A 22,529-nucleotide genomic window follows, 5' to 3' on the forward strand; every position below is an offset into this window, starting at 1 on the left:
ATGATAAATGGTAATAATGTAATTGCCGGTAATTATGTTGAAGTTGATGGAGGAGTGTTTAACGCTACAGATCCATCAACCGGGAAACAGTTAACTGGCGATTTTCATGCAGCCGATACTTTATTAATCGAAAAAACCTTAAATGCTGCAACCGCAGCATTTAAGGTTTATAGAATAATTTCTCCGGCAGCTAAAGCGACTTTTTTACGTACAATAGCTGATAAATTAACGGCTATTGGCGACGATTTAATCAATAGGGCAGTAGCCGAAAGTGGTTTACCTGTGGGTAGAATTACAGGCGAATTAGGCCGCACCACAGGCCAATTACGTCTATTTGCTGATTTGGTTGAGGAAGGTTCATGGGTAGATGCCGTTATTGATACTGCACAGCCAGAGCGTACACCAATACCAAGATCTGATATCCGCAGAATGTTTAGCCCGATTGGCCCGGTGGTAGTATTTGGTGCCAGCAATTTCCCGCTAGCATTTTCAGTAGCAGGTGGCGATACCGCTTCCGCACTGGCAGCCGGTTGCCCGGTTGTGGTAAAGGCACATCCGGCACATCCCGGCACCAGCGCAATGGTTGCCGCGGCAATAAGCGCAGCAGCAATAGAAACAGGCATGCCTGCAGGTGTTTTTTCCATGTTGTATGACAACGGTTATAATGTTGGTGCTCAATTAGTAAAACACGAACAAACCAAAGCCGTAGCTTTTACCGGTTCATATAATGGTGGTATGGCCTTGATAAAACTGGCACAGGAGCGTAAATCACTCATCCCGGTATTTACGGAGATGGGGAGTATTAACCCGGTTATATTATTGCCTGCAATACTTAATGCAGAACCCGAAACATTGGCCGCAAAATATGCAGGTTCTATAACTTTAGGAGCAGGGCAATTTTGCACTAATCCCGGTTTAATCCTAGCGATAAAATCTGAAGGGTTAGATCGTTTCGTAACTTCATTGGGCGGGGCTATTGAAATAACACCATCTGCCACTATGCTCACGGCAGGTATCTGGAAAAACTACGAGAAATTATCAGGCGAAATATTGGCAGAGCCAGGGATTGAGCTGGTAACTAAATCAACTGCAATTGATAAGGAGAAAGTAAATCAGTCGGTTGCAACCATTGCAAAAGTATCAGCAGAAGCTTTCATCGCCAATAAAAAGTTTGGAGAAGAGGTTTTCGGCCCCTGGTCACTACTGGTAGTTGCTGATGATGCAGCCCAGTTACAGCAGGTAATAGAATCTTTGGATGGTCAGCTTACAGCCACTGTTATGGCCGAAAAAGAAGAATTACCATTATATGGCGATTTGTTGAATGCCCTAACAGAAAAAACGGGTCGCATTATATTAAACGGCGTGCCTACAGGTGTTGAGGTTTGTGCAGCAATGCAGCATGGCGGGCCTTTCCCGGCAACCAGCGATAGCAGATTTACTTCTGTTGGAACAGGAGCTGTTTACCGGTTTGTAAGGCCCATTGCCTGGCAGGATTGGGAAGACAGCCTTTTACCACCTGAATTACAACAAGCCAACCCGCTGAACATATGGAGGCAGGTAAATAATAAATGGACTAAAGAATAATATGGCGAGTAAAACATTTTTTTGTATCGACGCACATACCTGTGGCAATCCGGTTAGATTGGTTGCCGGTGGAGGCCCAACGCTTAAAGGCGAAAATATGAGCGAAAAGCGCCAGCATTTTTTAAAAGAATATGACTGGATCCGTACCGGCTTAATGTTTGAGCCGCGTGGCCATGATATGATGTCGGGAAGTATTTTATATCCGCCTCATAATCCCGAAAATGACGTGGCAGTTTTGTTTATTGAAACAAGCGGCTGTTTACCAATGTGTGGCCATGGCACCATCGGAACAATAACCATTGCCGTTGAAGAAGGCCTTATCCAACCAAAAGTGCCTGGTATAATCCGTATGGAAGCACCAGCAGGTTTGGTAATTATTGAGTACAAACAGGAAGGTGCAAAAGTTACCTCTGTTAAGCTTACCAATGTGCCTGCATATCTTGCCGGCGAAAATTTACAGGTGGAATGCCCTGATTTAGGAACATTAACATTTGATGTGGCCTACGGTGGTAATTATTATGCGATAGTTGATCCCCAGCCAAATTTTAAAGGACTGGAAGATTATACAGCAGGCCAGCTTATTAGCTGGAGCCGCACTATCCGTCAACGCATTAATGAGAAATATACCTTTGTTCATCCGCAAAATCCTACTATAAATACCTGTACGCATATACTTTGGGCAGGTGCTACATTATCTGCCGATGCAACTGCGCGTAATGCTGTTTTTTATGGAGATAAGGCCATTGACCGCTCACCTTGTGGTACCGGCACCTCGGCCAGAATGGCCCAATGGCATGCAAAAGGCAAGTTGAAAAAAGGCGATATGTTTATTCACGAAAGCATAATTGGCAGCAAGTTTACCGGTAGGGTAGAAGACGTAGTGAAGATTGGTGATATTGATGCCATTGTACCGAGTATAGAAGGATGGGCCAAGGTTTATGGTTACAACACCATAAAGATTGATGATGACGATCCTTACGCACATGGCTTCCAGGTAATTTAATAAAGAGTTTAATTTAAAACTTAGGCTGCGGTTTAAGTTGAGTTACGATGTTTCTATGTCTAAAATATTAATTGTTGGTGGTGGTATAATGGGGCTTAGCTCTGCTTATTATTTAAACAAAGCAGGGCACGAGGTTACCATTTTAGATAAAGGCGATTTAAGTGATAACTGTTCATACGGCAATGCCGGGATGATAGTTCCGAGTCACTTTATACCACTTGCAACGCCGGGCATGATAAGTCAGGGCATCAGGTGGATGTTTAGCAGTAAGAGTCCCTTCTATGTTAGGCCATCGCTTAACCCTGACTTGATTTCGTGGGGCATTAAGTTTATAAAGCATGCCAATGCCAAACATGTTGAAGCCTCGGCTAAACCGTTGATGGAGATCTCCATGCTTAGTAAAAATCTTTATAAAGAACTTGCTGCTGAACCTGGATTTGATTTCGGTCTTACTGAAAAAGGCATTTTGATGTTTTTTAAAACAGAGAAAGCAGGTGAAGAAGAAGCGCACATGGCCGAAAAAGGACGTGAGCTGGGCCTTGATATGGAAGTACTCACCGTAGCCCAATGCAAAGCTTTGCAACCCAAGCTGGAACTGGATGTTTTAGGTGCGGTACACTATCGTTGCGATGCGCATTTATATCCTACCCATCTGATGGCTGCTTTGTTAAAGCATTTGGAAGCTAAAGGGGTGAATATTGTAAGGAACCACGAAGTAACAAAAATTGAAACTGCAGGCAATAAAATAAGCAAAGTATTTACAGGTACTAAAGAATGGACTGCCGATAACTACATTATAGCGGGTGGTTCATTGTCGCCAGCTATAGCTAAGCTGGTTAATATTAAAACGCCTTTAATGCCAGGCAAGGGCTATTCGTTTATGGTTAACGAGCCGGAACAACGAATGCAAATTCCTGCTTTATTAGCGGAAGCCAGGGTAGCTATTACCCCAATGAATGGCAGCTTGCGTTATGGCGGCACCATGGAGCTTGATAAAATAAATAAGCGGATAAATATGAACCGGGTAAAAGGAATTGTAGAAGCTATCCCTAATTATTTCCCCAATCTGCATCCTGAAATACCGGCCGAAAAAGATATCTGGTTTGGTTTCCGTCCATCATCTCCGGATGGCTTACCTTATATAGGCAGAAACAATAAATACGATAATTTAATTGTAGCAACAGGACATGGAATGATGGGTCTGAGTCTTGGCCCTGCAACAGGTTTATTGGTAAGTGAGGTAATTGATGGTAAGAAGCCAAGTATTGCTATTGATCCATTCTCTCCAAATCGCTTCTAAATTGTGATGATTAAGTACCGATTTTAGCCGAAACTTCTTATATTTTATCCTATATAGAATAATTGTTGGAAATTAAAGTTAATTAATTGTAAATTATACACGAATTAATTAATTGGCCGCTATGAAGATACTTCAATTTACAATTCCAGTTGCGCACGATAAGAGTGTCATAATTGATCAGGTTGAATTGCCTTACCATTATCCTTATTTGCACCGTCACAAGGAGGCGCAAATAACCTGGATACAGCAAGGTGAAGGTACTTTGATAGCCGGAAACAACATGCATGACTATGCAGCCGGCGAGATTTATTTGTTGGGAGCTAATTTACCTCACCTGTTTAAAAGCAGCCCTGAATATTTTAATCCTGATAGTGGAAGGTCAGTAAAAGCGTTCACTTTGTTTTTTAATCCAGACGGAGTTTTATCGGGACTGTTTGATTTGCCCGAGATGAAAGCTTTTAAGATTTTCCTGCAACAACATCAGCAGGGTTTTAAAGTTCCGGAGGAATATTTTAACGAGGTTTCCCAATCGATGAATGCCATTAAAAGCAGCCATGGCGCCGATAATTTAATGCAGTTTTTTGGCTTACTCAAAAGCCTGTTTTCTATAAATACTAAGCTTGAGCCGTTATCTACTTATGGAAGTATTCCGGCAATTACTGAAAATGAAGGTATCCGCATTGGCAATATTTATAACTTCATTATGCAAAATTACAGCGAGGCCATAACCCTTGAGGATGTTGCCAAAGCTGCCTGTATGACTCCCGAATCATTTTGCAGATATTTCAAAAAGCATACTGGTCATACCTTTATCTCCTTTTTAAATGAAATAAGGATAAATGAAGCTTGTAAGAAACTCATAGCCCATAAATTTGAAAGTATATCAACAGTGGCCTATAAATGTGGTTTTAAAAGCATAACAAACTTTAACCGCGTGTTTAAATGTGTAATAGGCACATCGCCCCGCGAATACCTTGATAATTATCACAACAACGTGAACAGTCTAACTAAAATAGCAAGCTAATTTCTGGGTTATCTACCTGTAAAAGCTAAAAAATAAGTAATAGAGGATAAGTTAGGCCATTATGCCGAAGCTTATCCTTTTATTTTTGCTAGGGCTTTAACATTCAATTCATCATGCACATTTCTAAAAAAGATTACTTATCCGTTACCAGAAAAATATTTCTTTCATCCGCTTTAATTCTTGGTCAGCTTTTATTTATTAATGCCAGTTTAAAGGCGCAAAAAATAGCACCCGAATCAGAAATATATGAACAGGCAACAGAGGTGAGTGGTAAGTTGATTCAGTATGGACAGGATATAAATGCTATCAGAGAATTTTACACCCCATATCGCTTAAATCCAACAGGCGAAGAACAGTATAAACAATGGGTATTAAACTCACCGGAACAACGAAAAAGATTAATAGAGGTAAATAATGACTATCTGCAAAAATTGGCAGCCATTGATTTTAACTCCATAAGTGTTTATGGAAAGGTTGATTATATCCTGTTAAAGAAAAAAATAAACCTTGAGCTGGAAAATCTGCAGAAAGAGGAAGTTCAATATAACAGTATTAAAAAATATATCCCCTTTGCTGGTGAAATTTACTTTTTAGAAAAGCAGCGCCGCAGAGGTGTTTCATTGGATGGTCAACAGGTTGCAGCTAAACTGGATTCTATTTTAAAAGAAGTGAAAACCGACGAAGCTTCGTTTAGTAAAGTAGCTTCGTTGGATATGACGCTTGCCGTAAAAGCGCAACAGGCTGTAATTGGTTTAAAAGGCAGGCTTAAAAATGTATACGATTTTTATTATGGTTACGATCCTATGTTTACCTGGTGGGTACCTGCACCATACAAGTTATTGGATAGCGCTTTAACTGTTTATAGCAAACAGCTAATTCAAAAAGGGAAATTACTTACTACTCAAAAGCCTGATAGCAGCGGCATAAAAGGGGTGCCTATTGGCCGTGATGCTTTAATAAGCCAGCTAAATGCTGAGATGATACCTTATACTCCCGAAGAGCTGATTGCTTTAGCCAATAAGGAATTTGCCTGGTGCGATAAAGAAATGTTGAAAGCCAGCCAGGAAATGGGCTATGGCAATGACTGGAAAAAAGCTTTAGAAAAAGTTAAAAACAGTTATGTTCCTGCCGGAAAACAACCGGAGCTGATAGTAAAGTTATATAACGATGCCTTAACTTTTATAAAGGACCGCGACCTGATAACTATACCTCCATTGGCTGAAGAAACCTGGGGAATGATTATGATGACCCCGCAAAGGCAGTTGGTAAATCCATTTTTTACCGGTGGCGAAGAGATCAGTATCTCGTATCCAACCAATACCATGAATGAGGGTGATAAGCTGATGAGCATGCGCGGTAATAACCCATATTTTTCAAGAGGTACGGTACAGCATGAATTAATACCGGGACACAACCTGCAATATTTTATCAATAGCAGGTATAAACCATATCGCCAGGATTTTCAAACGCCTTTTGCTATTGAAGGATGGTCGTTATATTGGGAGCTATTACTGTACGATCAGGGGTTTGCAAAAACACCCGAAGAACGTATCGGTATGTTGTTTTGGCGCATGCACCGTTGTGCAAGAATCATTTTCTCACTCAATTATCATTTAGGCAACTGGACACCACAAGAGTGCATTAACTTTTTGGTTGACAGGGTAGGCCACGAAAAGGCCAACGCTGAGGGTGAAGTAAGGCGTTCATTTGAAGGCGGCTACAGTCCGCTATATCAGGTGGCTTATTTAACAGGAGGGCTGCAATTAATGAGTTTAAAACACGAACTGGTTGATGGCGGTAAAATGACCTATAAACAATTCCATGATGCAGTGATAAAAGAGAATCTGATCCCGGTTGAGTTAACAAGGGCCACTCTTGAAGGTACCCCTTTAGATAAAGATTTTAAGACTAACTGGAAGTTTTACAACTTTATTAAGTAATCATTAAACATATTAATACCCTGATATTTAAACTCCCTGATTTTATAAATGGATAACAACTCCTCTTTTAAACCATCGCTACGACTGATTGATGCTACCATGTTAGTGGCTGGTAGTATGATAGGTTCGGGTATATTTATAGTAAGTGCTGATATCACCCGCAATGTAGGCAGTGCTGGCTGGTTAATATTTGTTTGGTTGATAACCGGCTTTATGACGCTTACTGCTGCGTTAAGCTATGGCGAGTTGAGCGCAATGTATCCGAAAGCAGGTGGCCAGTATGTATATCTGAAAGAGGCATATAATCCGCTTGTGGGTTTTTTATATGGATGGAGTTTTTTTACAGTAATACAAACCGCTACAATAGCCGCCGTAGGTGTGGCATTCTCTAAATTTTTGGCTTACCTGGTTCCAGTGGTAAGTGAAGATAATATATTGTTTAAGCTTAAAACAGGTATGGGTAATGCCGGGCAGCCTCAGTTTTTTACGCTTAATGCGGCCCAACTGGTATCAATAGGTTTAATTGTGCTGCTTACTTTTATTAATACCCGTGGTATACGAAGCGGAAAGCTTATCCAAACTACTTTTACCCTAACCAAGCTGCTCAGTTTATTCGGGCTGATTGTTTTTGGTTTTATTGCTTTGGACAGTGATATATGGAAAGCCAACTGGCACAATGCCTGGAACCTGCATAGCTTAAATAAAGATGGCAGCTTTTCAACCTATACAACGGTTGCTGCATTGGGGGCAATAGCCTCATCAATGGTAGGTTCCATTTTTAGCAGCGACTCATGGAATAATGTAACCTTTATAGCCGGTGAAATTAAAAATCCTAAAAGAAACATCGGCTTAAGCCTGGCTTTAGGTACGCTTATAGTAACAGTAATATATATTGTTACCAATATTATGTATACAGGTGTATTGTCCCTGCATGATATTGCTACTGCTGATAAGGATAGGGTAGCAGTTACCGCATCGCAGCAAATATTCGGGCATGCAGGTACTTTGATTATTGCATTGCTTATTATGGTATCAACCTTTGGCTGTAATAATGGATTAATAATGGCCGGTGCCAGGGTATACTATTCCATGGCGAAGGATAAACTGTTTTTTAATAAAGCGGCTACGCTTAACAAAAATTCAGTACCGGGATACGGTTTATGGATCCAGTGCATCTTTGCCTGTTTATGGAGTTTAAGCGGTAAGTATGGTGATCTGCTGGATATGATTTCATTTGTGGTGGTAGTATTTTACATGTTAACCATTATAGGTATTTTTATTCTTCGTAAAAAACATCCAAATGCTGAGCGTCCTTACAAAGCTTTCGGTTATCCTGTTTTGCCTGTATTGTACGTTGTTATGGGATTGGCATTTTGTATCTTACTCATAAAGTTTAAACCCAATTATACCTGGCCGGGATTAATTATTACGCTGGCAGGTATCCCGGCTTATTACTTAATTATGCGTAAGCAAACTTCTTTGAAATAGTTTTTGAGTTTTCTTTAAATAATAAAATCTTACATGTTTATTTATAATACTTTAAATAGTATCAAAATGTTAATCCATAGGAATTTCTTTATAGCCGTATTGCTGGTATTTTGTTTGATTTCAATAGGCCAGTCAACTATGGCACAGGACCCATGGAAAGCTTTGGAAGCAAGACCATCCACACTGGGGCTTGAAAATGGGGTATTAACATTTCACACACCGGCATTACAATTGCAGCTGGTAAAGTCATCACAAACGGTAGCTGCGTTAAATCCTGATAGTGATAATAAGTTTGATTTTACTCCCGGTAACAGGCTGAAAATACGAAGTAGTGATGGCATGTATCAATTAGGCGATCTGGATCTTCGTTTGCGGGCCGAAGGTGAAAGTGCCTGGCAGAAATATTCAACAGCGGCAAAAAGAGCCCCGGTGAGCGCTTTAACTATTAACGATGATAAAGTACTTGCCGCAGCTGATTTGTCGGCCACACTGCCTGCCGGTATCCCCTTAAATGTACAACGCTATTGGGAAATAATAGATGGTCACCTGGTTTTATTATTCAAACTGAAAAATACAAGTGACAAAAATGTTGAAATAGGATCAATAGGTATCCCCATGATCTTTAATAACATTATGCAAGGTAAATCACTGGAAGAGGCCCATGCTGAAAATGTTTTTTATGACCCCTATATTGGTAAGGATGCAGGCTATTTACAGGTTACCCGTTTAAATGGGCATGGCCCGGCTTTGCTGGTGGTACCATATGGTAAAACACCATTTGAGGCTTACAATCCTTTACTCGATGACCCGACCCCGCGAAGTATTGATTTTGAAGGATTTTATGAATGGATGACGCATAGTAAAGCCTATGCTGAAAATGAATGGAAAAAAGCCGAACCATGGAACACTCCAACCTCTTTTACCCTTAAACCTGGTGAAACAACAGAGTACGGACTGCAATTTTTACTGACTGATTCCATTAAAGGTATTGAGCGTAAATTGATTGAAAGTAAACGACCAGTTGCAGTTGGCACCCCTGGATATGTATTGCCGATTGGTACGCAGGGCAAGTTATTCTTAAACTATCCTGAAAAAATAAAATCATTGCAGGTAGAGCCAGAAGGTGCTTTGATACTCAACGAAACGCCATCTATTAATGATAAATGGAAAGCCTATCAAATAGAAGGAAAAATATGGGGCAGGGCACGTTTAACCATTACTTATGACGATGGGCTTTCCCAAACCATTAATTATAAAGTTATAAAGGCTGAAACGGATATGCTAAAGGATTATGGTCATTTTCTTACGCATCAGCAGTGGTATGAAAACAAATTAGATCCTTTTCACCGCGACCAATCGGTAATTACTTATGATTACGAAACCAAGAAACAGGTAACGCAGGATAGCCGGGCATGGATAGCAGGTTTAAGTGACGAAGGTGGTGCAGGCAGTTGGCTTGGCGCTATGATGAAAGAACTTATCCAGCCTGATAAATTGGAAATTGATAAGTTGCAACGTTTTGTGAACCATACGCTTTGGGGTGTAATTCAGCATGATGCAGGCAAACAAAAATATGGTGTAAAGAAAAGTGTGTTTTACTATGAGCCAAAGGAGATGCCAGCAGGCACTTATAGTGACAGTATAAATTATAAAACCTGGGCCGCCTGGAGCCATGAATCTGCTAATGATGTTGGCCGCTCTTATAATTATCCACACGTTGCTGCGGCATGGTGGGTTTTGTATCGCTTATCACGTAATCATACAGGGTTGGTTACCGAACAAAACTGGCAATGGTATTTGGATCATGCCTATCAAACTACTATAGCCATGGTTAACCAGGCGCCATATTATGTACAGTTTGGACAAATGGAAGGCACTGTTTTTTACATGATATTGATGGACCTTAAGGCTGAAGGATGGAACGATAAAGCAGCCATATTTGAAAAGGCCATGAAGGTACGTGCCGACCATTGGAATACCCTGATGTATCCTTTCGGGAGCGAAATGCCATGGGATTCAACAGGGCAGGAAGAAGTTTATTTATGGTCATCATATTTTGGTTATACCAGCAAAGCCGAAATTACTATAGATGCCATACTGGGTTATATGCCTACTGTGCCTAATTGGGGTTATAACGGTTCTGCACGCCGTTATTGGGATTTCTTGTATGGTGGAAAGCTTTCCCGTATTGAGCGTCAGTTGCATCATTATGGTTCAGGAATAAATGCCATACCTGTTTTGGCAGAGTATAGGAAAAACCCTAATGATCTTTATTTGTTGCGCGTAGGTTATGGCGGTTTAATGGGTTCTGTTTCCAACATCACCCAGGATGGATTTGGCCCGGCAGCTTTTCATTCATTCCCTTCAACCCTTAAAATTGATGGATTATCCGGCGATTACGGATCAAACTTTTTTGGCTATGCTATTAATACTGCAACTTATATAACACACGATGCTAATTTTGGCTGGTTAGCATTTGGAGGTAATTTAGCAGAAAAAGATAATTGGATAAATGTTAAGATAACCAATGGTGCAAAATCACGCGTATTTATTGCACCAGCCGGACTTTGGCTAACGCTGGATGCCGGAACTTTTAACACAGTATCTTACAATACCCAAACCGGAGAGGTATCCGTTTTGCTGAATGCTGCTGATAAATATACTCCTAAAGCCTATTTAAGAATAAAACACACCGCTGATACAGCTATATCAGGTAAATATGTTCCCGATTCAAAAGTCATTACGCAACGGGGCGCCTATGTTATTTTATTAAAGAATAAGGTATCTAAAATAAACCTTGTTCATCATAAATAATTGGCAAGCGTATCACACAAAAAAGCTGCCCCAAAAGAGCAGCTTTTTTATATATCAATTAAGTCTTTGAAATGTCTCCGGATATTAAAAGCGTCGCCCTATAATTATTTTGAAAATTAGTTTTTCGGTACTATCGGTAAAGCCATAGCCTACACCGCCATTAAATTCCCAATCGGGGTTGGTATTTAAATCTGTGGCAACAAATAATTGCTGCATTTGCTTTTGAAAGGGATCATAATTAAAGAATGGTCCGGTACTGCCATAATATTCAAGCCCTAAAGCAACAACTTTAGTTACATCATAACTTCCTTTTACATTTGGAGAAAATATGAATCCGCGATTCTGATCAGGGCCTGCAAAGCTTTTATCGAGCGTTGGGTTTACCGAAACATAAATTTTGTTCCATTTCTTATCTACTATTGGTCTGATCTCCAGGGTGCTGGTATTAGAAGAAAAAGCCTTTTTCTGAAACCCGAATTCGGTAGAAAGGCTTACCCCAACAGGCCAATTCCAGCTTAGCGGTGCAGAAACACGCGGTCTGATGTGTGAACCAACATAAGCGGTACGGCCATCACTTCCTAGGGAGTTAAAAATGTAAAAGCCGGTTTCAAACCAGGACGTCCAGCCATGTGTAATTTCTATCGTTTCGTGAACTTCGTGGTTGTCTGGCAACTGTCCGTCAACAGTAGTAGTAAGTCCGTTTGCAGTATAGTTGCTGTGCAGCTCAATCATTGTGCGGCCCGGATCTACCGTTTCTGATCCATAAACTTGTATTTCATAATTATCCTGGGCCTTAACCAAGGTTGATAATAGTACAGCGCAAATAAAGGTGAAGAGAAATCTTGTCATATTCAATTAGTATAAATCTTTTTCTTTTGATACATGTTGTTCATTTTCAATTCATTCAAAGATGTGTTTTACGAATGGTTGATCCTGAAATAATACCTGTTTTAAGCTAATTCAATAGGTGTATATTATTGCCGGTGACTTAACTTAAATTATTTATTCAAAATTATAACCGCAAATTGAAGCAATTCTGTAGTAACAGCTTTGTTATACTAAATGGGCTTAGCCAAAAATAACGATGACTTTAAACTGACTTAAATGATTTTTTATTGGCCTAAATTGTATAATTTATGTCCTTTGAGACAATTGATTTAAACTATAAATTTGTTATAAGAGTTATGAATAATGTATGATCGCTAATAATCAGCAAAGGAAACAGGTGGTAATTGTGGCCATGTCTGGTAATACGCTGCTCAATTTTGCAGGCCCGGCTGATGTTTTTACCAGTGCTAATAATTGTTTAGGTGCATCAGGCTCTGAAGCAGGTTACGATGTTTTGATTGCATCGCCAACTATGGATAAGAGAGTGAGCAGCTCAACCGGAATGGAGATAGTTTGTCAATACTGCGCAATGGAAATTAAAACGCCTATTGATACGCTCATCATCGCCGGTAATGACTTTCAAATGCTGAGAAAGCCTGAATACAAGGATTTTTATCAATGGTTATCATTCCTAAGTGAAAATCAAACACGGCGCATTGGGTCGGTTTGCGGAGGAGCATTTTCATTAGCAGAGGCCGGACTATTAAACGGAAAAAAAGCAACAACACACTGGCAATTGAGCGAAAGGTTGAAGAAAGAATATCCGCTTGTAGACGTGGACGCTACCGCGTTTTATACCAGTGATGGCCATATTTATACATCAGGTGGCGTATCGTCAGGAATTGACCTTGCACTTGCATTGGTAGAGGAAGATCATGGGAAAGATATTGCCATACAGGTTGCGCGAAAATTGGTTTTTTATTTGAGCAGGCCCGGTTTCCAGGTGCAGTTTGGTAATTTGCTGCCCGTTTATGAAAGTTCCAATATTGCCGAAAAACTGCATAATTGGTTTAATGAAAACCTGCACGAACCTTTGGATGTAGCCAGTATTGCAGATCATTTAAATATGAGTCCGCGGAATTTTACACGTGTTTTTCATAAGCAAACAGGTTTGCCTCCTGCTAAGTTTATAGAAAAGTTAAGGGTTGAAACCGCCCGCAAATATCTGGAAGATACCGATATGCCCCTGGATTGTATAGCTGAAAAGTGCGGACTGGGTGGATTGGTATCTATGAGGCGAACGTTTCTGCGGCATTTAATGACTACGCCCTCCGATTATCGCCGGGCATTCCGCACATCACTGAAGGTAGCCGGCGTTGGCGATATTCTTCAATCCAATTTACATTATCCTAATTAATTAGAAAAAATATCAGCCTTAATTTAAAATGTGCAGCTACTGGTTACACGTTATCAGGTTTACTACGTCTTTTTATTATTTAACTTAATATATACAAAATGAAAATTGCAATTAATGGATTTGGCCGTATTGGCAGAATGACCCTCAGGGCATTACAAAACAAACCAGAAATAGAAATTGTTGCTGTAAATGATTTAACAGATATTAAAACGCTGACCCATCTGCTTAAATATGATACTGCCCACGGCCGTTTTCCGGGAGAGGTAGTTGCTGATGGCGATGCGATTATTGTAAATGGAAAATGCATACAAATGCTAAGCGAACGCGATCCTGAAAAGCTACCATGGAAAGATTTGGGTATTGATGTAGTGATAGAATCAACCGGGCGTTTTACCGATAAAGCTGCGGCACAATCGCATATCAATGCAGGCGCGAAAAAAGTATTGATTACTGCCCCCGCTTCAGGTGGTGTAAAAACCATTGTACATGGAATAAATAACGAATTGATAGGGGAGGATTTAATTTATTCAACCGCATCATGCACCACCGGCAGTATTGCCCCGGTATTGTACATTCTGGATAAAGAATTTGGTATAGAATCGGGCTATATGATCACCGTGCACGCATTTACTGCCGATCAAAACTTACAGGATGCGCCTCATAAAGATCTGCGAAGGGCGCGGGCAGCATCTTATTCCATTATTCCTACTACCACTGGCGCAGCTAAAGCTATAGGCGACGTATTGCCAAACTTAAAAGGGAAAATGGATGGCTACTCATACCGGGTACCTGTAATTGACGCCTCTATAGTGGATTTATCCATCAATTTAAAAAAAGAAGTATCCGTTGCAGAGCTAAATACCTTGTTTAAACACTATGCAGAAAACTCGCTCAAAGGCATCCTTGAATATACCGAAGAGCCTTTAGTATCTTCAGATATTTTGGGAAACACGCACTCATCCATAGTAGATGGCAGCCTCACTAAAACGATTAATAAATTGGTAAAAGTTGTTTCCTGGTATGATAATGAAGTTGGCATTTCTAACAGGATAGCAGAGTTGGTTGCGCTGTTATAATTTAGGAATTAATTTAATAAGAATAGTCGGGTCTATAATAATCAGTTTATTATGGGGCTGGCTATTTTGTTTAAAGATATAAGCTTGTTACTTAATCAAACACCGCTATAGTAAGTGCAATAATATCCTTAAAAACAGATGGATCTGTTGTTGATTTTGCGGTTACGCGCATACCTTTTACTGCATTAATAATAAACCTTGCCAGTGAGCGCGCGTCCTGCTGGTTCTTTATTTGACCACTTTCTTTACCTTTTTGTATTACCTGGTAAAAAGCTTCTTCCATTTGCTGATCATTTTTGCAAACCATATTATTCACTTCCTGGTCATGGGGAGCTACTTCAACTTCAGCATTTACCATAAAGCAGCCTTTATGTTGTTTATCAGTCATCAAATCGCCGGTTGATAGTTCCAGTAATTGTTTAATGGTTTCTTTTGCAGATGACGTATTAGTGATAATATCCTGAATTTTTGCTGCTCCTGAAGTTTGATAGCTTTCCAGGGCCTTTATAAATAAAGTGTGTTTATCGGTATAAGTATCATATAAACTAGAACGGCTGATGCCCAGGCTATCCACCAGATCCTGCATAGAGGTGCCATTGTACCCCTTGTGCCAAAAAATCTGTATGGCCTTAGCCAGCACTTCATTCTCATCAAAATCTTTAGTTCTTGCCATAACGTTAAATAGCCTTGCCTAAGGGCAAAGCTATTCATTTTTAATTGTTTTCGCTTAAAAGGATTCGATATTACCTAATGCCACCGCCGGCCAATAATGTTTCGCCGGTTAACCAGCGTGAATCTTCAGAAGCCAGGAACACAGCCACATCAGCAATATCATCAGGCTGACCGATACGGCCCAGCGGAGTTGTACGGGCCATTTCAGCTTCAAAATCACTACCGATAAATCCGGCAGCGTGCGTGCCTTCAGTTTCAATCATGCCTGGATTAATGGAGTTAACACGTATTTTTTTGCCACCTAACTCTTTTGCCAATACATGAGTTATAGCATCAACAGCGCCCTTTGTTGCGGTATAAATAGAGCTGGCAACCGGTGCGATGGAACTAACAACCGAACCTATATTAATAATGCTGCCACCGTTTGCGTTAAAGTTTTTAACCGCACCTTGTGTGGTTAATAATAAACCCAATACGTTGGTGTCAAATTGTGTATGGAAGTCTGCCGCATTGATTTCTTCAATAGCGCCAAATTTGTAAACTCCCGCATTGTTTACTAAAATATCAACAGCGCCAAAAGTTTTTTTGGTTTCTTCAAATAAACGGGTAACATCAGCCTCGTTTGATACATTACCCTGTACGGCTATTGCTTTACCACCTTTGGCGGTTATTTCGGCAACTACCTTTTCGGCCCCGGCTTTTGCCGATGCATAATTTACTACTACGCTGGCACCTGCTGCTGCAAGGTGTTTAGCGATACCTGCACCTATACCTTTTGATGCTCCTGTTATTACAGCTACTTTGTTTTCTAACTTTTTCATTGTCGTGACTGAATTAATTTTTATATTTGGAATAATCGTTCCGCAAATATAAATCTAAAATGGAATGATCGTTCCGCAAATAAATATTATTGTTTTGGGATGACAATAGGGGAGCTAGGCAAGCGTGTTTGCCTGATAAATCATTTGTTTGAGATAGGAGAGAGCAAAAGAAAGGAGTTAAGGTACAATACCTTATTATAAGGTGCCGATTAGACGGAGGATACCCTAAGCTTTCTCAACGCTTTAAATTTGTCTTTCTGCACTATATCCATTTTTTCTATGGCTATAGTGAATGCAATACTGCTCACCTGTTTAATATGCTGATTAAGATAAGACATGGTTGGTAAGGGATATACCGTGTGAAGCTCGCGTAGTGTCCAGCCCAGCCCTTTTTGTACATAATATTCCTTGTCCTGCAATAAGGGGGTAATTAAACTGGAAATCTGATCAAAAGATAGATAATTCTTTTTGGTACGGCTGTAATATAACAGCGAAACCAGTGATTGTCTTCTTTTCCAAAGGTTGGTATCTGTATTCCATTGTTGCAATTGCGCATAAACTTCCTCAGGTATTACCTCCAGTATTTTGGTATAAACCTTGGCCAGTGCATCACAAAGTCCCCAATCATCTATCTGATTCTGCCATTCAACAATTACCGGCCACATTTCCCTGAGTTCAGTTTCCTTTTTAAGGTGCCGTTCCAGAAAGAAATAAGCATGTAACCGAAGCCAGAAGTTATTTTCTGTATGCCAAAGCCGATCCCAAATAACCAATTGTTCGCTGAAGTCCAGGCCCGAAAAAGTATATTGTTTTTTTGATTCCTTACGGTGCATTGGCACATTGCCGCTCAAGGAGCGGAGGTGAGTAATAATTTCAGTAAGGTGGTGGTTGGCAGATGCTTTCATGGTGATACGAAAATACCATTTTTAATAGGTTATATAATCAGTATATACTAAAAAAAGCACCCCACCGAATTGATGGCACGAAGGAAGAAGATCTGTTAGTTGAAAGATTTCCTGAATTCTAATGGCGAAAGATTTGTTTTGGTTTTAAATAACTTACTGAACGATTGCGGGTGTTCAAACCCTAAATTGTAGGCAACTTCACTTACAGATAAGCTGGTGGTTGATAATTTTTCCTTTGCTTTTTCTATAAGTTTATGGTGGATGTGCTGTTGTGCATTTTGCCCGGTAAGGGAACGCAACATATCACTTAAATAGCTTGGGGATATATTCAGTTTATCCGAAAGGTATTGAACTGTAGGTATTCCCTGGCTTAAGGATTTTTCGTTATTAAAATATTCGTCTAAAACTTCTTCCAGCTTTAGCAACAGATCATTGCTTACCGCTTTACGGGTAATAAATTGACGCTTGTAAAACCGATTAGCATAATTCAGTAATAACTCAATTTGAGAGATGATGACATCCTGGCTAAAATCATCTATCCTGCTGTTTAACTCGTCCTCAATTATTTTAAAAATGGAAAAGATGGTTGTCTTCTCTTTTTCTGACAAGTGCAAGGCTTCATTGGCCGAATAGGAAAAGAAGCCATACTGCCTGATTTTTTTTGCCAAAGGGTAGGTTAACAAAAAATCGGGGTGTATCAATAAAGTATATTGAGAGCATGTTTCTGCATCAATGCTCCCATGGTTGCCAAGAACCTGGTTAGGGGCAGCGAATAACAAGCCTCCTTCATCAAAATCATAATAGTCCTGACCATATTTTAACTTGCCACCCAGACGGGGTTTATAAGAAATTTTATAAAAATGCAGTACATGAGATTGGGGCATCCTGCCTATAATTACCCGGTTCGTTGCGCCGTCTACCAGGCTAATTAGCGGGTGTGCCGGTGCAGGCAAACCGAAGGCCCGGTGCATGTCAGATAACGATTCCATTTTAACATGGGCTAGTTCTTCCTTTTTCATTTTTAAATTTAAGGTAATTATAACCGGCATTGCTTTTCAATACCGGTTATAATTAATTGTTTACCTAAAGATTACTTTGAAGCGCCCTGGGCCGCGGAGGAAACAGCATCCCATTCTTCCCAGGTTGCCAGTCTTTCGGCATATGCATTGCGTACCCATGGCAAATTGTGGCTGCCCAAATTAATTCGCAAAGGCGGGTTTTCCGAATCAACTACTTTAAATATCGCTTCGGGGGTTGCATCGGGATCGCCTCTTTCCATTCCTCTTAATCTTTCGAAAAAGTGCGTTTTAAAATCTCCGTAAATATCAAGTCCTGCTGCAAATTTTAAGGATTCCTGGCTGCCGAACTCGGTAGCATAGGCACCCGGCTCTATGATAGTTACTTTAATACCGAAATCTTTAACTTCTAAAGCTAAACTTTCGTGAATTGCTTCGAACGCCCATTTTGAAGAACAATAATAGCCGATAACCGGTAATGTTACATGGCCGAGACCGCTTGATGTACCAAGGATATGCCCACCACCTTGCTTGCGTAACAAGGGTAAAGCCGCCTGGATAACAGCTACAGGACCCAAAATGTTGGTTTCATAAAGCGCACGGATTTCGTCTGCATTTGCTTCCTCAATTGTACCAACCAATGAGTAGCCAGCATTATTGAGTACGATATCCAGCCTTCCAAAGTGATCGAAAGCTTGATTAACAGCTGTTTTCACTTGCTCGGGATTGGTTACGTCAAGCTCTAAAGTCAGCACGTTTTCGCCGTATTTTTCTTTCAGATCGGCAATGCTTGCCAACTTGCGGGCGGTAGCTGCCACCTTATCGCCACGCTTAAGCGCTGCATCGGCCCAAACGCGCCCGAATCCACGGGAAGCACCTGTTATGAACCAAACTTTACCAGCATTTGAGATATCATTTTGATGTGTCATGATTTTATATTTTAAATTTATAACACAACAAAGGTCGACAGATGCATTTGGCTGCTTGTAGCCTAATTGAGAGTTTTAGTAGCCAAAATGAGAAAATGGTATTCAAACCGGATGACCATTTTCTCATACCGGTACATGACGGTTAATCCGTTATTCAAATCGTTGGTTGTACAGATGTAATGCTTTATCAGCATGCCTTGAAGCTCTTACCATGTGAAAAAATGTAGAGAACAAAAATGCTGTTGCTACTCCGGTAAAAATGTACGCTCCTGTCAGGCTGCTGCTGTGTGGTTGAGCCGGAGTAATAGAGCTGGGATAACCATTTACATAAGTTACGGTAGGGATGCTGTTGTTGTAATTCTCCCTGGCATGATGTACATACTCAGCAATTGAAATGCCGGATGATATGGCAGCTCCTCCCATTGAAATGTAAGTCCATGTAATTTCGCTTTTAGCTTTTTGATACTCCCCGGCGGATGGCGCATAGGCAAGTAACCTTATTTTAACATCTTCGGGAGTTTGCAATTTACCGCCAATGGTATAAAGGTATCCTCCGTATCGACCCTCACCATAAGGGATGACTTTAATAATACTGTCGGGTTGAGCCGTAGATTTAATTGGGGCCTGGGCTTTGATCAAAAAAGATGAAAGCAATAATAAAATTGTGATAATGATTGGCTTTTTCATAGTGTTTATTTTTATAGGTATGATGCCAAATATCAAAATAAGTTTAACGCTGAAATGGTCGTCAACGGTAACAAATGTATTACGCTAATTTATTGTCAAATAGACATATACGGGTGATGTATTGCAATACAATAACCTTCTCAACGCGTCTTGGCGAGGAACGAAGCCATCTCTACTTAGGATGATCGCTGGAACGGCATTTTGTCATCTAACTAAATTTATCTTCACTGATCTGCAAAGCGTATAGATTGCTTCATTCTTCGCAATGACGTAGTGGTGAGCGTTGGTGGCTAATTGTTATGCGCAGACTTATTTGTTGAAGAAGATCCTTCTTTCATCGGGATGACAAAAAAATACTAACGATTAATTAAGGATGACTTGTTTATTAGCGACCAATCAATTTACATAAACAAACTACTTTGTTCCGCTTCTGGTCCTTTAAGTTCTTGTTGATAGGCGCGGATCAGTAGCATTAATTCGGGGCCGTATAGGTTTGTTTTTTGTGGACCGACTCCTTTTACCGCACTTAATGCTTTGAGTGTTGCCGGAAGTTTCTCGGCAATGGCTGCCGCTGTTTTTTCGGAGAGAACCATTCCGGGCATTACATTTTCTTTTTGGGCCTGGCCCTGGCACCAGGTGATAATCTGATCAAAAAGCTTTTCATTAGGCTTGGCATTTAGCGCCTTAACATAGGAGTGGGTTTGATCTGCTTTTATATCTTTTTTGGCGAGGATATAGGCGGCTGCAGAAAAGGATTGTTCTGAAAAATGAGTCATGAGGCTGAGCCTGGTCATCACCCAATGCAATAGTTGGTCGGCTTTGGCGGCGCCTTCTTTCGACTTACCAATGAGCGCCGGAATTTGGGCATGCAAGCTTTCCGCAAGTTCCTTTAGTGCTGTTTGGAAGTAAGCCGCCGCTTTCTTAATCCGGTCGGGATCAGTTGCACTTAATTGGCGTGCTGATTTTTCGGCAACAGACAGTATTTTAGTTTGAAGCCCGGGCACCAGTTCCTCAAAACCGGTGACGCGGCTTTTTAAGCCGTTGAAGTTAAATAGCTCGGCTAACAGAAATTGCGTGTATAGATTGCGGTCGAGTTCAAGTTTAGCTGCGTCGGGATGCAGAGCCTGCGCCTGTACATTGAAGCGGGCCACGGCAGGATCGCCAATGATATTTTGAGCCGTAATAGGGTTGCGTAAAACCATGCCCGATAGGGTACGGCAGCGGCTCAGCGCCACATAAGTTTGCCCGTGGGCAAAAGCTTCGCTTACATCAATAATGGCTTTATCAAAACTTAACCCCTGGCTTTTATGAATGGTAATGGCCCAGGCTAACTTCAGCGGAATCTGCGCAAAGCTGCCTGCATTGGTTTCGCTGATCTGTTGCCCCTCCAGTTGGTATTTGATGTTCGACCATTCCAGTGCCTGAACGGCAATTTCTCCACCTTCGGGGCCGCATTGTACAAATACGGTATCTGTTTCTATGCGGGTTACAGTGCCTATCTTTCCATTATAAAAAAGTTTGCCGGCAGAAGTATCGTTCTTAACAAACATTACCTGGGCGCCAACCTTAAGCTTTAAAAGGGTTTCTGTTGGATAAGCATCCTTCGGAAATTCACCGCGGATGGTCGCCTTAAACTCAAATTCATGGCCGGAGAGTGCTTCCAGAAATTCGCTGTTTAGCTGGTTAGCCAGGCCGTTATGGGTGGTTAGGGTAATGTAAGGATCATTTGCAGTGGGAAGGAAGCCCGGCTGGTGACGTGTGTTCAGCATCGTGAGGTTTTCTGCACTGATCATCTGGTTGCGCACCTCGTTTAGTATATCAACAAAGGCCTGTTCCTTTTGCCGGTACACATGGTCCAATTCAATGCGTACGTAAGGTGCTTTTTGCAGCACCTGGCTGCTGAAGAAATAGGGGCTGCTATAATAACGGCTCAGCATTGTCCATTCCTCCTCCCGGATGATTGGGCTCAGTTGCGAAAGATCACCGATGAGCAGGAGCTGCACACCACCGAAAGGGCGATTGATTTCCTTTACATTGCGCAATATCAGGTCAATCTGATCCAGCACATCGGGACGTACCATACTCACCTCATCAATAATGAGCAGTTCCAAATGAGTTAGCAGATCCTTCTTCTCCGGACTATAATGCACCTCCGGTTTGGCGTTTCCACCCGGAATAATGGGTCCGAAAGAAAGCTGGAAAAAGGAATGAATGGTCATGCCGCCGGCGTTAATGGCCGCAACACCAGTGGGGGCGACTACCGCTAACTTTTTTTTACTTTCCTGCCTTATTTTTTGCAGAAAAGTGGTTTTACCGGTACCCGCCTTGCCTGTTAAAAAAACAACTGTATTGGTGGATTCGACATAATCGAATGCCAGTTGCATTATGGGGTTCACTTTACGCGCTCTACGTATTCGCCGGTGCGGGTATCTACTTTTATTTTGTCGCCCTGGTTAATAAATATGGGTACTTTTATTTCTACACCGTTTTCTGTGGTGGCAGCTTTTAGCGCACCCGATGAAGTATCGCCTTTAACGGCAGGTTCTGAATAGGTAATTTCCAGTTCAACAAAGTTAGGAGCCTGCGCCATAATAGGTTCTTCACTTTCTATAGAAACAATAACGTTCATGCCTTCTTTTAAAAAGCGTGCGGCCGGGCCAAACAGAGATTTCGGAATTGAAAACTGATCATAAGTTTCATTATTCATAATCACCAGGTGATCGCCTTCTTCGTATAGGTATTGGTAATCGTTGGTTTCTACCCTACAGATTTCCACCTGTTCGTCGGTTGCCAAACGGGCCTCTACTATGCGCCCTGTTTTAATATTACGGAATTTGTCGAGATAGAAGGCTCCACCTTTACCAGGTGTGCGGTGTAATACTTCAATCACCGTTACCAATTCTCCGTTAAATCGTAAAATGTTTCCTACTTTAATTTCAGATGCCTTCGCCATGTATCAATAAATCTAAATTTTGGGAACAAAGATAAAGCTTTAGGCCGTGTTTTCAGAGATTGGTGAAATGAT

Annotated in this window: 18 protein-coding genes; 9 read left to right on the plus strand and 9 right to left on the minus strand. The window is 41.0% G+C overall.

Going from position 1 to position 22,529, the window contains the following annotated elements:
• From JN11_RS22115 to JN11_RS22145, 7 genes are all read left to right on the plus strand, one after another.
• Positions 1-1,584: an aldehyde dehydrogenase (NADP(+)) gene (locus tag JN11_RS22115; protein ID WP_144916228.1), complete on the plus strand. Its 1,584-nt coding sequence runs from the start codon at positions 1-3 to the stop codon at positions 1,582-1,584.
• 1 nt (position 1,585) lies between these two features.
• Entirely contained in the window at positions 1,586-2,587 is a 1,002-nt protein-coding gene (locus JN11_RS22120; RefSeq protein ID WP_144916229.1) for a 4-hydroxyproline epimerase, read from the plus strand.
• A gap of 55 nt (positions 2,588-2,642) precedes the next feature.
• A complete protein-coding gene (locus tag JN11_RS22125) occupies positions 2,643-3,887 on the plus strand; it encodes an NAD(P)/FAD-dependent oxidoreductase (protein ID WP_144916231.1) in 1,245 nt (414 codons plus the stop codon).
• Between the two features lie 121 nt (positions 3,888-4,008).
• Complete coding sequence (locus tag JN11_RS22130; protein WP_144916232.1) at positions 4,009-4,911, plus strand: AraC family transcriptional regulator; 903 nt, start codon at positions 4,009-4,011, stop codon at positions 4,909-4,911.
• Between the two features lie 113 nt (positions 4,912-5,024).
• Positions 5,025-6,851 carry a DUF885 family protein gene (locus JN11_RS22135; protein WP_144916234.1) on the plus strand — a complete coding sequence of 609 codons (1,827 nt, stop codon included), beginning with the start codon at positions 5,025-5,027 and terminating at the stop codon, positions 6,849-6,851.
• Positions 6,852-6,899: 48 nt separating this feature from the next.
• Positions 6,900-8,339 carry an APC family permease gene (locus JN11_RS22140; protein ID WP_144916235.1) on the plus strand — a complete coding sequence of 480 codons (1,440 nt, stop codon included), beginning with the start codon at positions 6,900-6,902 and terminating at the stop codon, positions 8,337-8,339.
• 66 nt (positions 8,340-8,405) lie between these two features.
• The gene (locus tag JN11_RS22145) at positions 8,406-11,153 is read left to right on the plus strand and encodes a DUF5695 domain-containing protein (protein WP_144916237.1); all 2,748 of its coding nucleotides are present in this window, start codon (positions 8,406-8,408) and stop codon (positions 11,151-11,153) included.
• An 84-nt stretch (positions 11,154-11,237) separates the two neighbouring features.
• On the opposite strand, the gene JN11_RS22150 is transcribed toward JN11_RS22145, so the two are convergent.
• Entirely contained in the window at positions 11,238-12,002 is a 765-nt protein-coding gene (locus tag JN11_RS22150; protein WP_144916238.1) for a hypothetical protein, read from the minus strand.
• Between the two features lie 346 nt (positions 12,003-12,348).
• Between JN11_RS22150 and JN11_RS22155 the strand changes: the two genes are divergently transcribed.
• Together JN11_RS22155 and gap are read left to right on the plus strand one after the other, a co-directional pair.
• On the plus strand, positions 12,349-13,398 hold the full coding sequence (locus JN11_RS22155; RefSeq protein ID WP_144916240.1) for a GlxA family transcriptional regulator: 1,050 nt from the start codon (positions 12,349-12,351) through the stop codon (positions 13,396-13,398).
• A gap of 98 nt (positions 13,399-13,496) precedes the next feature.
• On the plus strand, positions 13,497-14,474 hold the full coding sequence (gene gap / locus JN11_RS22160) for a type I glyceraldehyde-3-phosphate dehydrogenase (RefSeq protein ID WP_144916241.1): 978 nt from the start codon (positions 13,497-13,499) through the stop codon (positions 14,472-14,474).
• A gap of 91 nt (positions 14,475-14,565) precedes the next feature.
• On the opposite strand, the gene JN11_RS22165 is transcribed toward gap, so the two are convergent.
• From JN11_RS22165 to efp, 8 genes are all read right to left on the minus strand, one after another.
• Positions 14,566-15,147: a TetR/AcrR family transcriptional regulator gene (locus tag JN11_RS22165; protein WP_144916243.1), complete on the minus strand. Its 582-nt coding sequence runs from the start codon at positions 15,145-15,147 to the stop codon at positions 14,566-14,568.
• Positions 15,148-15,217: 70 nt separating this feature from the next.
• The gene (locus JN11_RS22170) at positions 15,218-15,967 is read right to left on the minus strand and encodes an SDR family NAD(P)-dependent oxidoreductase (RefSeq protein ID WP_144916244.1); all 750 of its coding nucleotides are present in this window, start codon (positions 15,965-15,967) and stop codon (positions 15,218-15,220) included.
• Positions 15,968-16,176: 209 nt separating this feature from the next.
• On the minus strand, positions 16,177-16,872 hold the full coding sequence (locus JN11_RS22175) for a DNA alkylation repair protein (RefSeq protein WP_144916246.1): 696 nt from the start codon (positions 16,870-16,872) through the stop codon (positions 16,177-16,179).
• 95 nt (positions 16,873-16,967) lie between these two features.
• Positions 16,968-17,891, minus strand: a complete 924-nt coding sequence (locus JN11_RS22180) for a helix-turn-helix domain-containing protein (RefSeq protein ID WP_144916247.1) — start codon at positions 17,889-17,891, stop codon at positions 16,968-16,970.
• Between the two features lie 71 nt (positions 17,892-17,962).
• Positions 17,963-18,817, minus strand: a complete 855-nt coding sequence (locus JN11_RS22185; RefSeq protein ID WP_144916249.1) for an SDR family NAD(P)-dependent oxidoreductase — start codon at positions 18,815-18,817, stop codon at positions 17,963-17,965.
• A 150-nt stretch (positions 18,818-18,967) separates the two neighbouring features.
• The gene (locus tag JN11_RS22190; protein ID WP_144916251.1) at positions 18,968-19,504 is read right to left on the minus strand and encodes a hypothetical protein; all 537 of its coding nucleotides are present in this window, start codon (positions 19,502-19,504) and stop codon (positions 18,968-18,970) included.
• A 401-nt stretch (positions 19,505-19,905) separates the two neighbouring features.
• Positions 19,906-21,888, minus strand: a complete 1,983-nt coding sequence (locus JN11_RS22195) for an HRDC domain-containing protein (protein ID WP_144916252.1) — start codon at positions 21,886-21,888, stop codon at positions 19,906-19,908.
• 8 nt (positions 21,889-21,896) lie between these two features.
• Positions 21,897-22,457 (minus strand): elongation factor P, encoded by a 561-nt coding sequence (gene efp / locus JN11_RS22200; RefSeq protein WP_144916254.1) that lies wholly within the window; start codon positions 22,455-22,457, stop codon positions 21,897-21,899.
• Positions 22,458-22,529: the final 72 nt, after the last annotated feature.

Origin of the sequence: Mucilaginibacter frigoritolerans (assembly GCF_007830615.1) — a bacterium.
GTDB lineage: Bacteria > Bacteroidota > Bacteroidia > Sphingobacteriales > Sphingobacteriaceae > Mucilaginibacter > Mucilaginibacter frigoritolerans.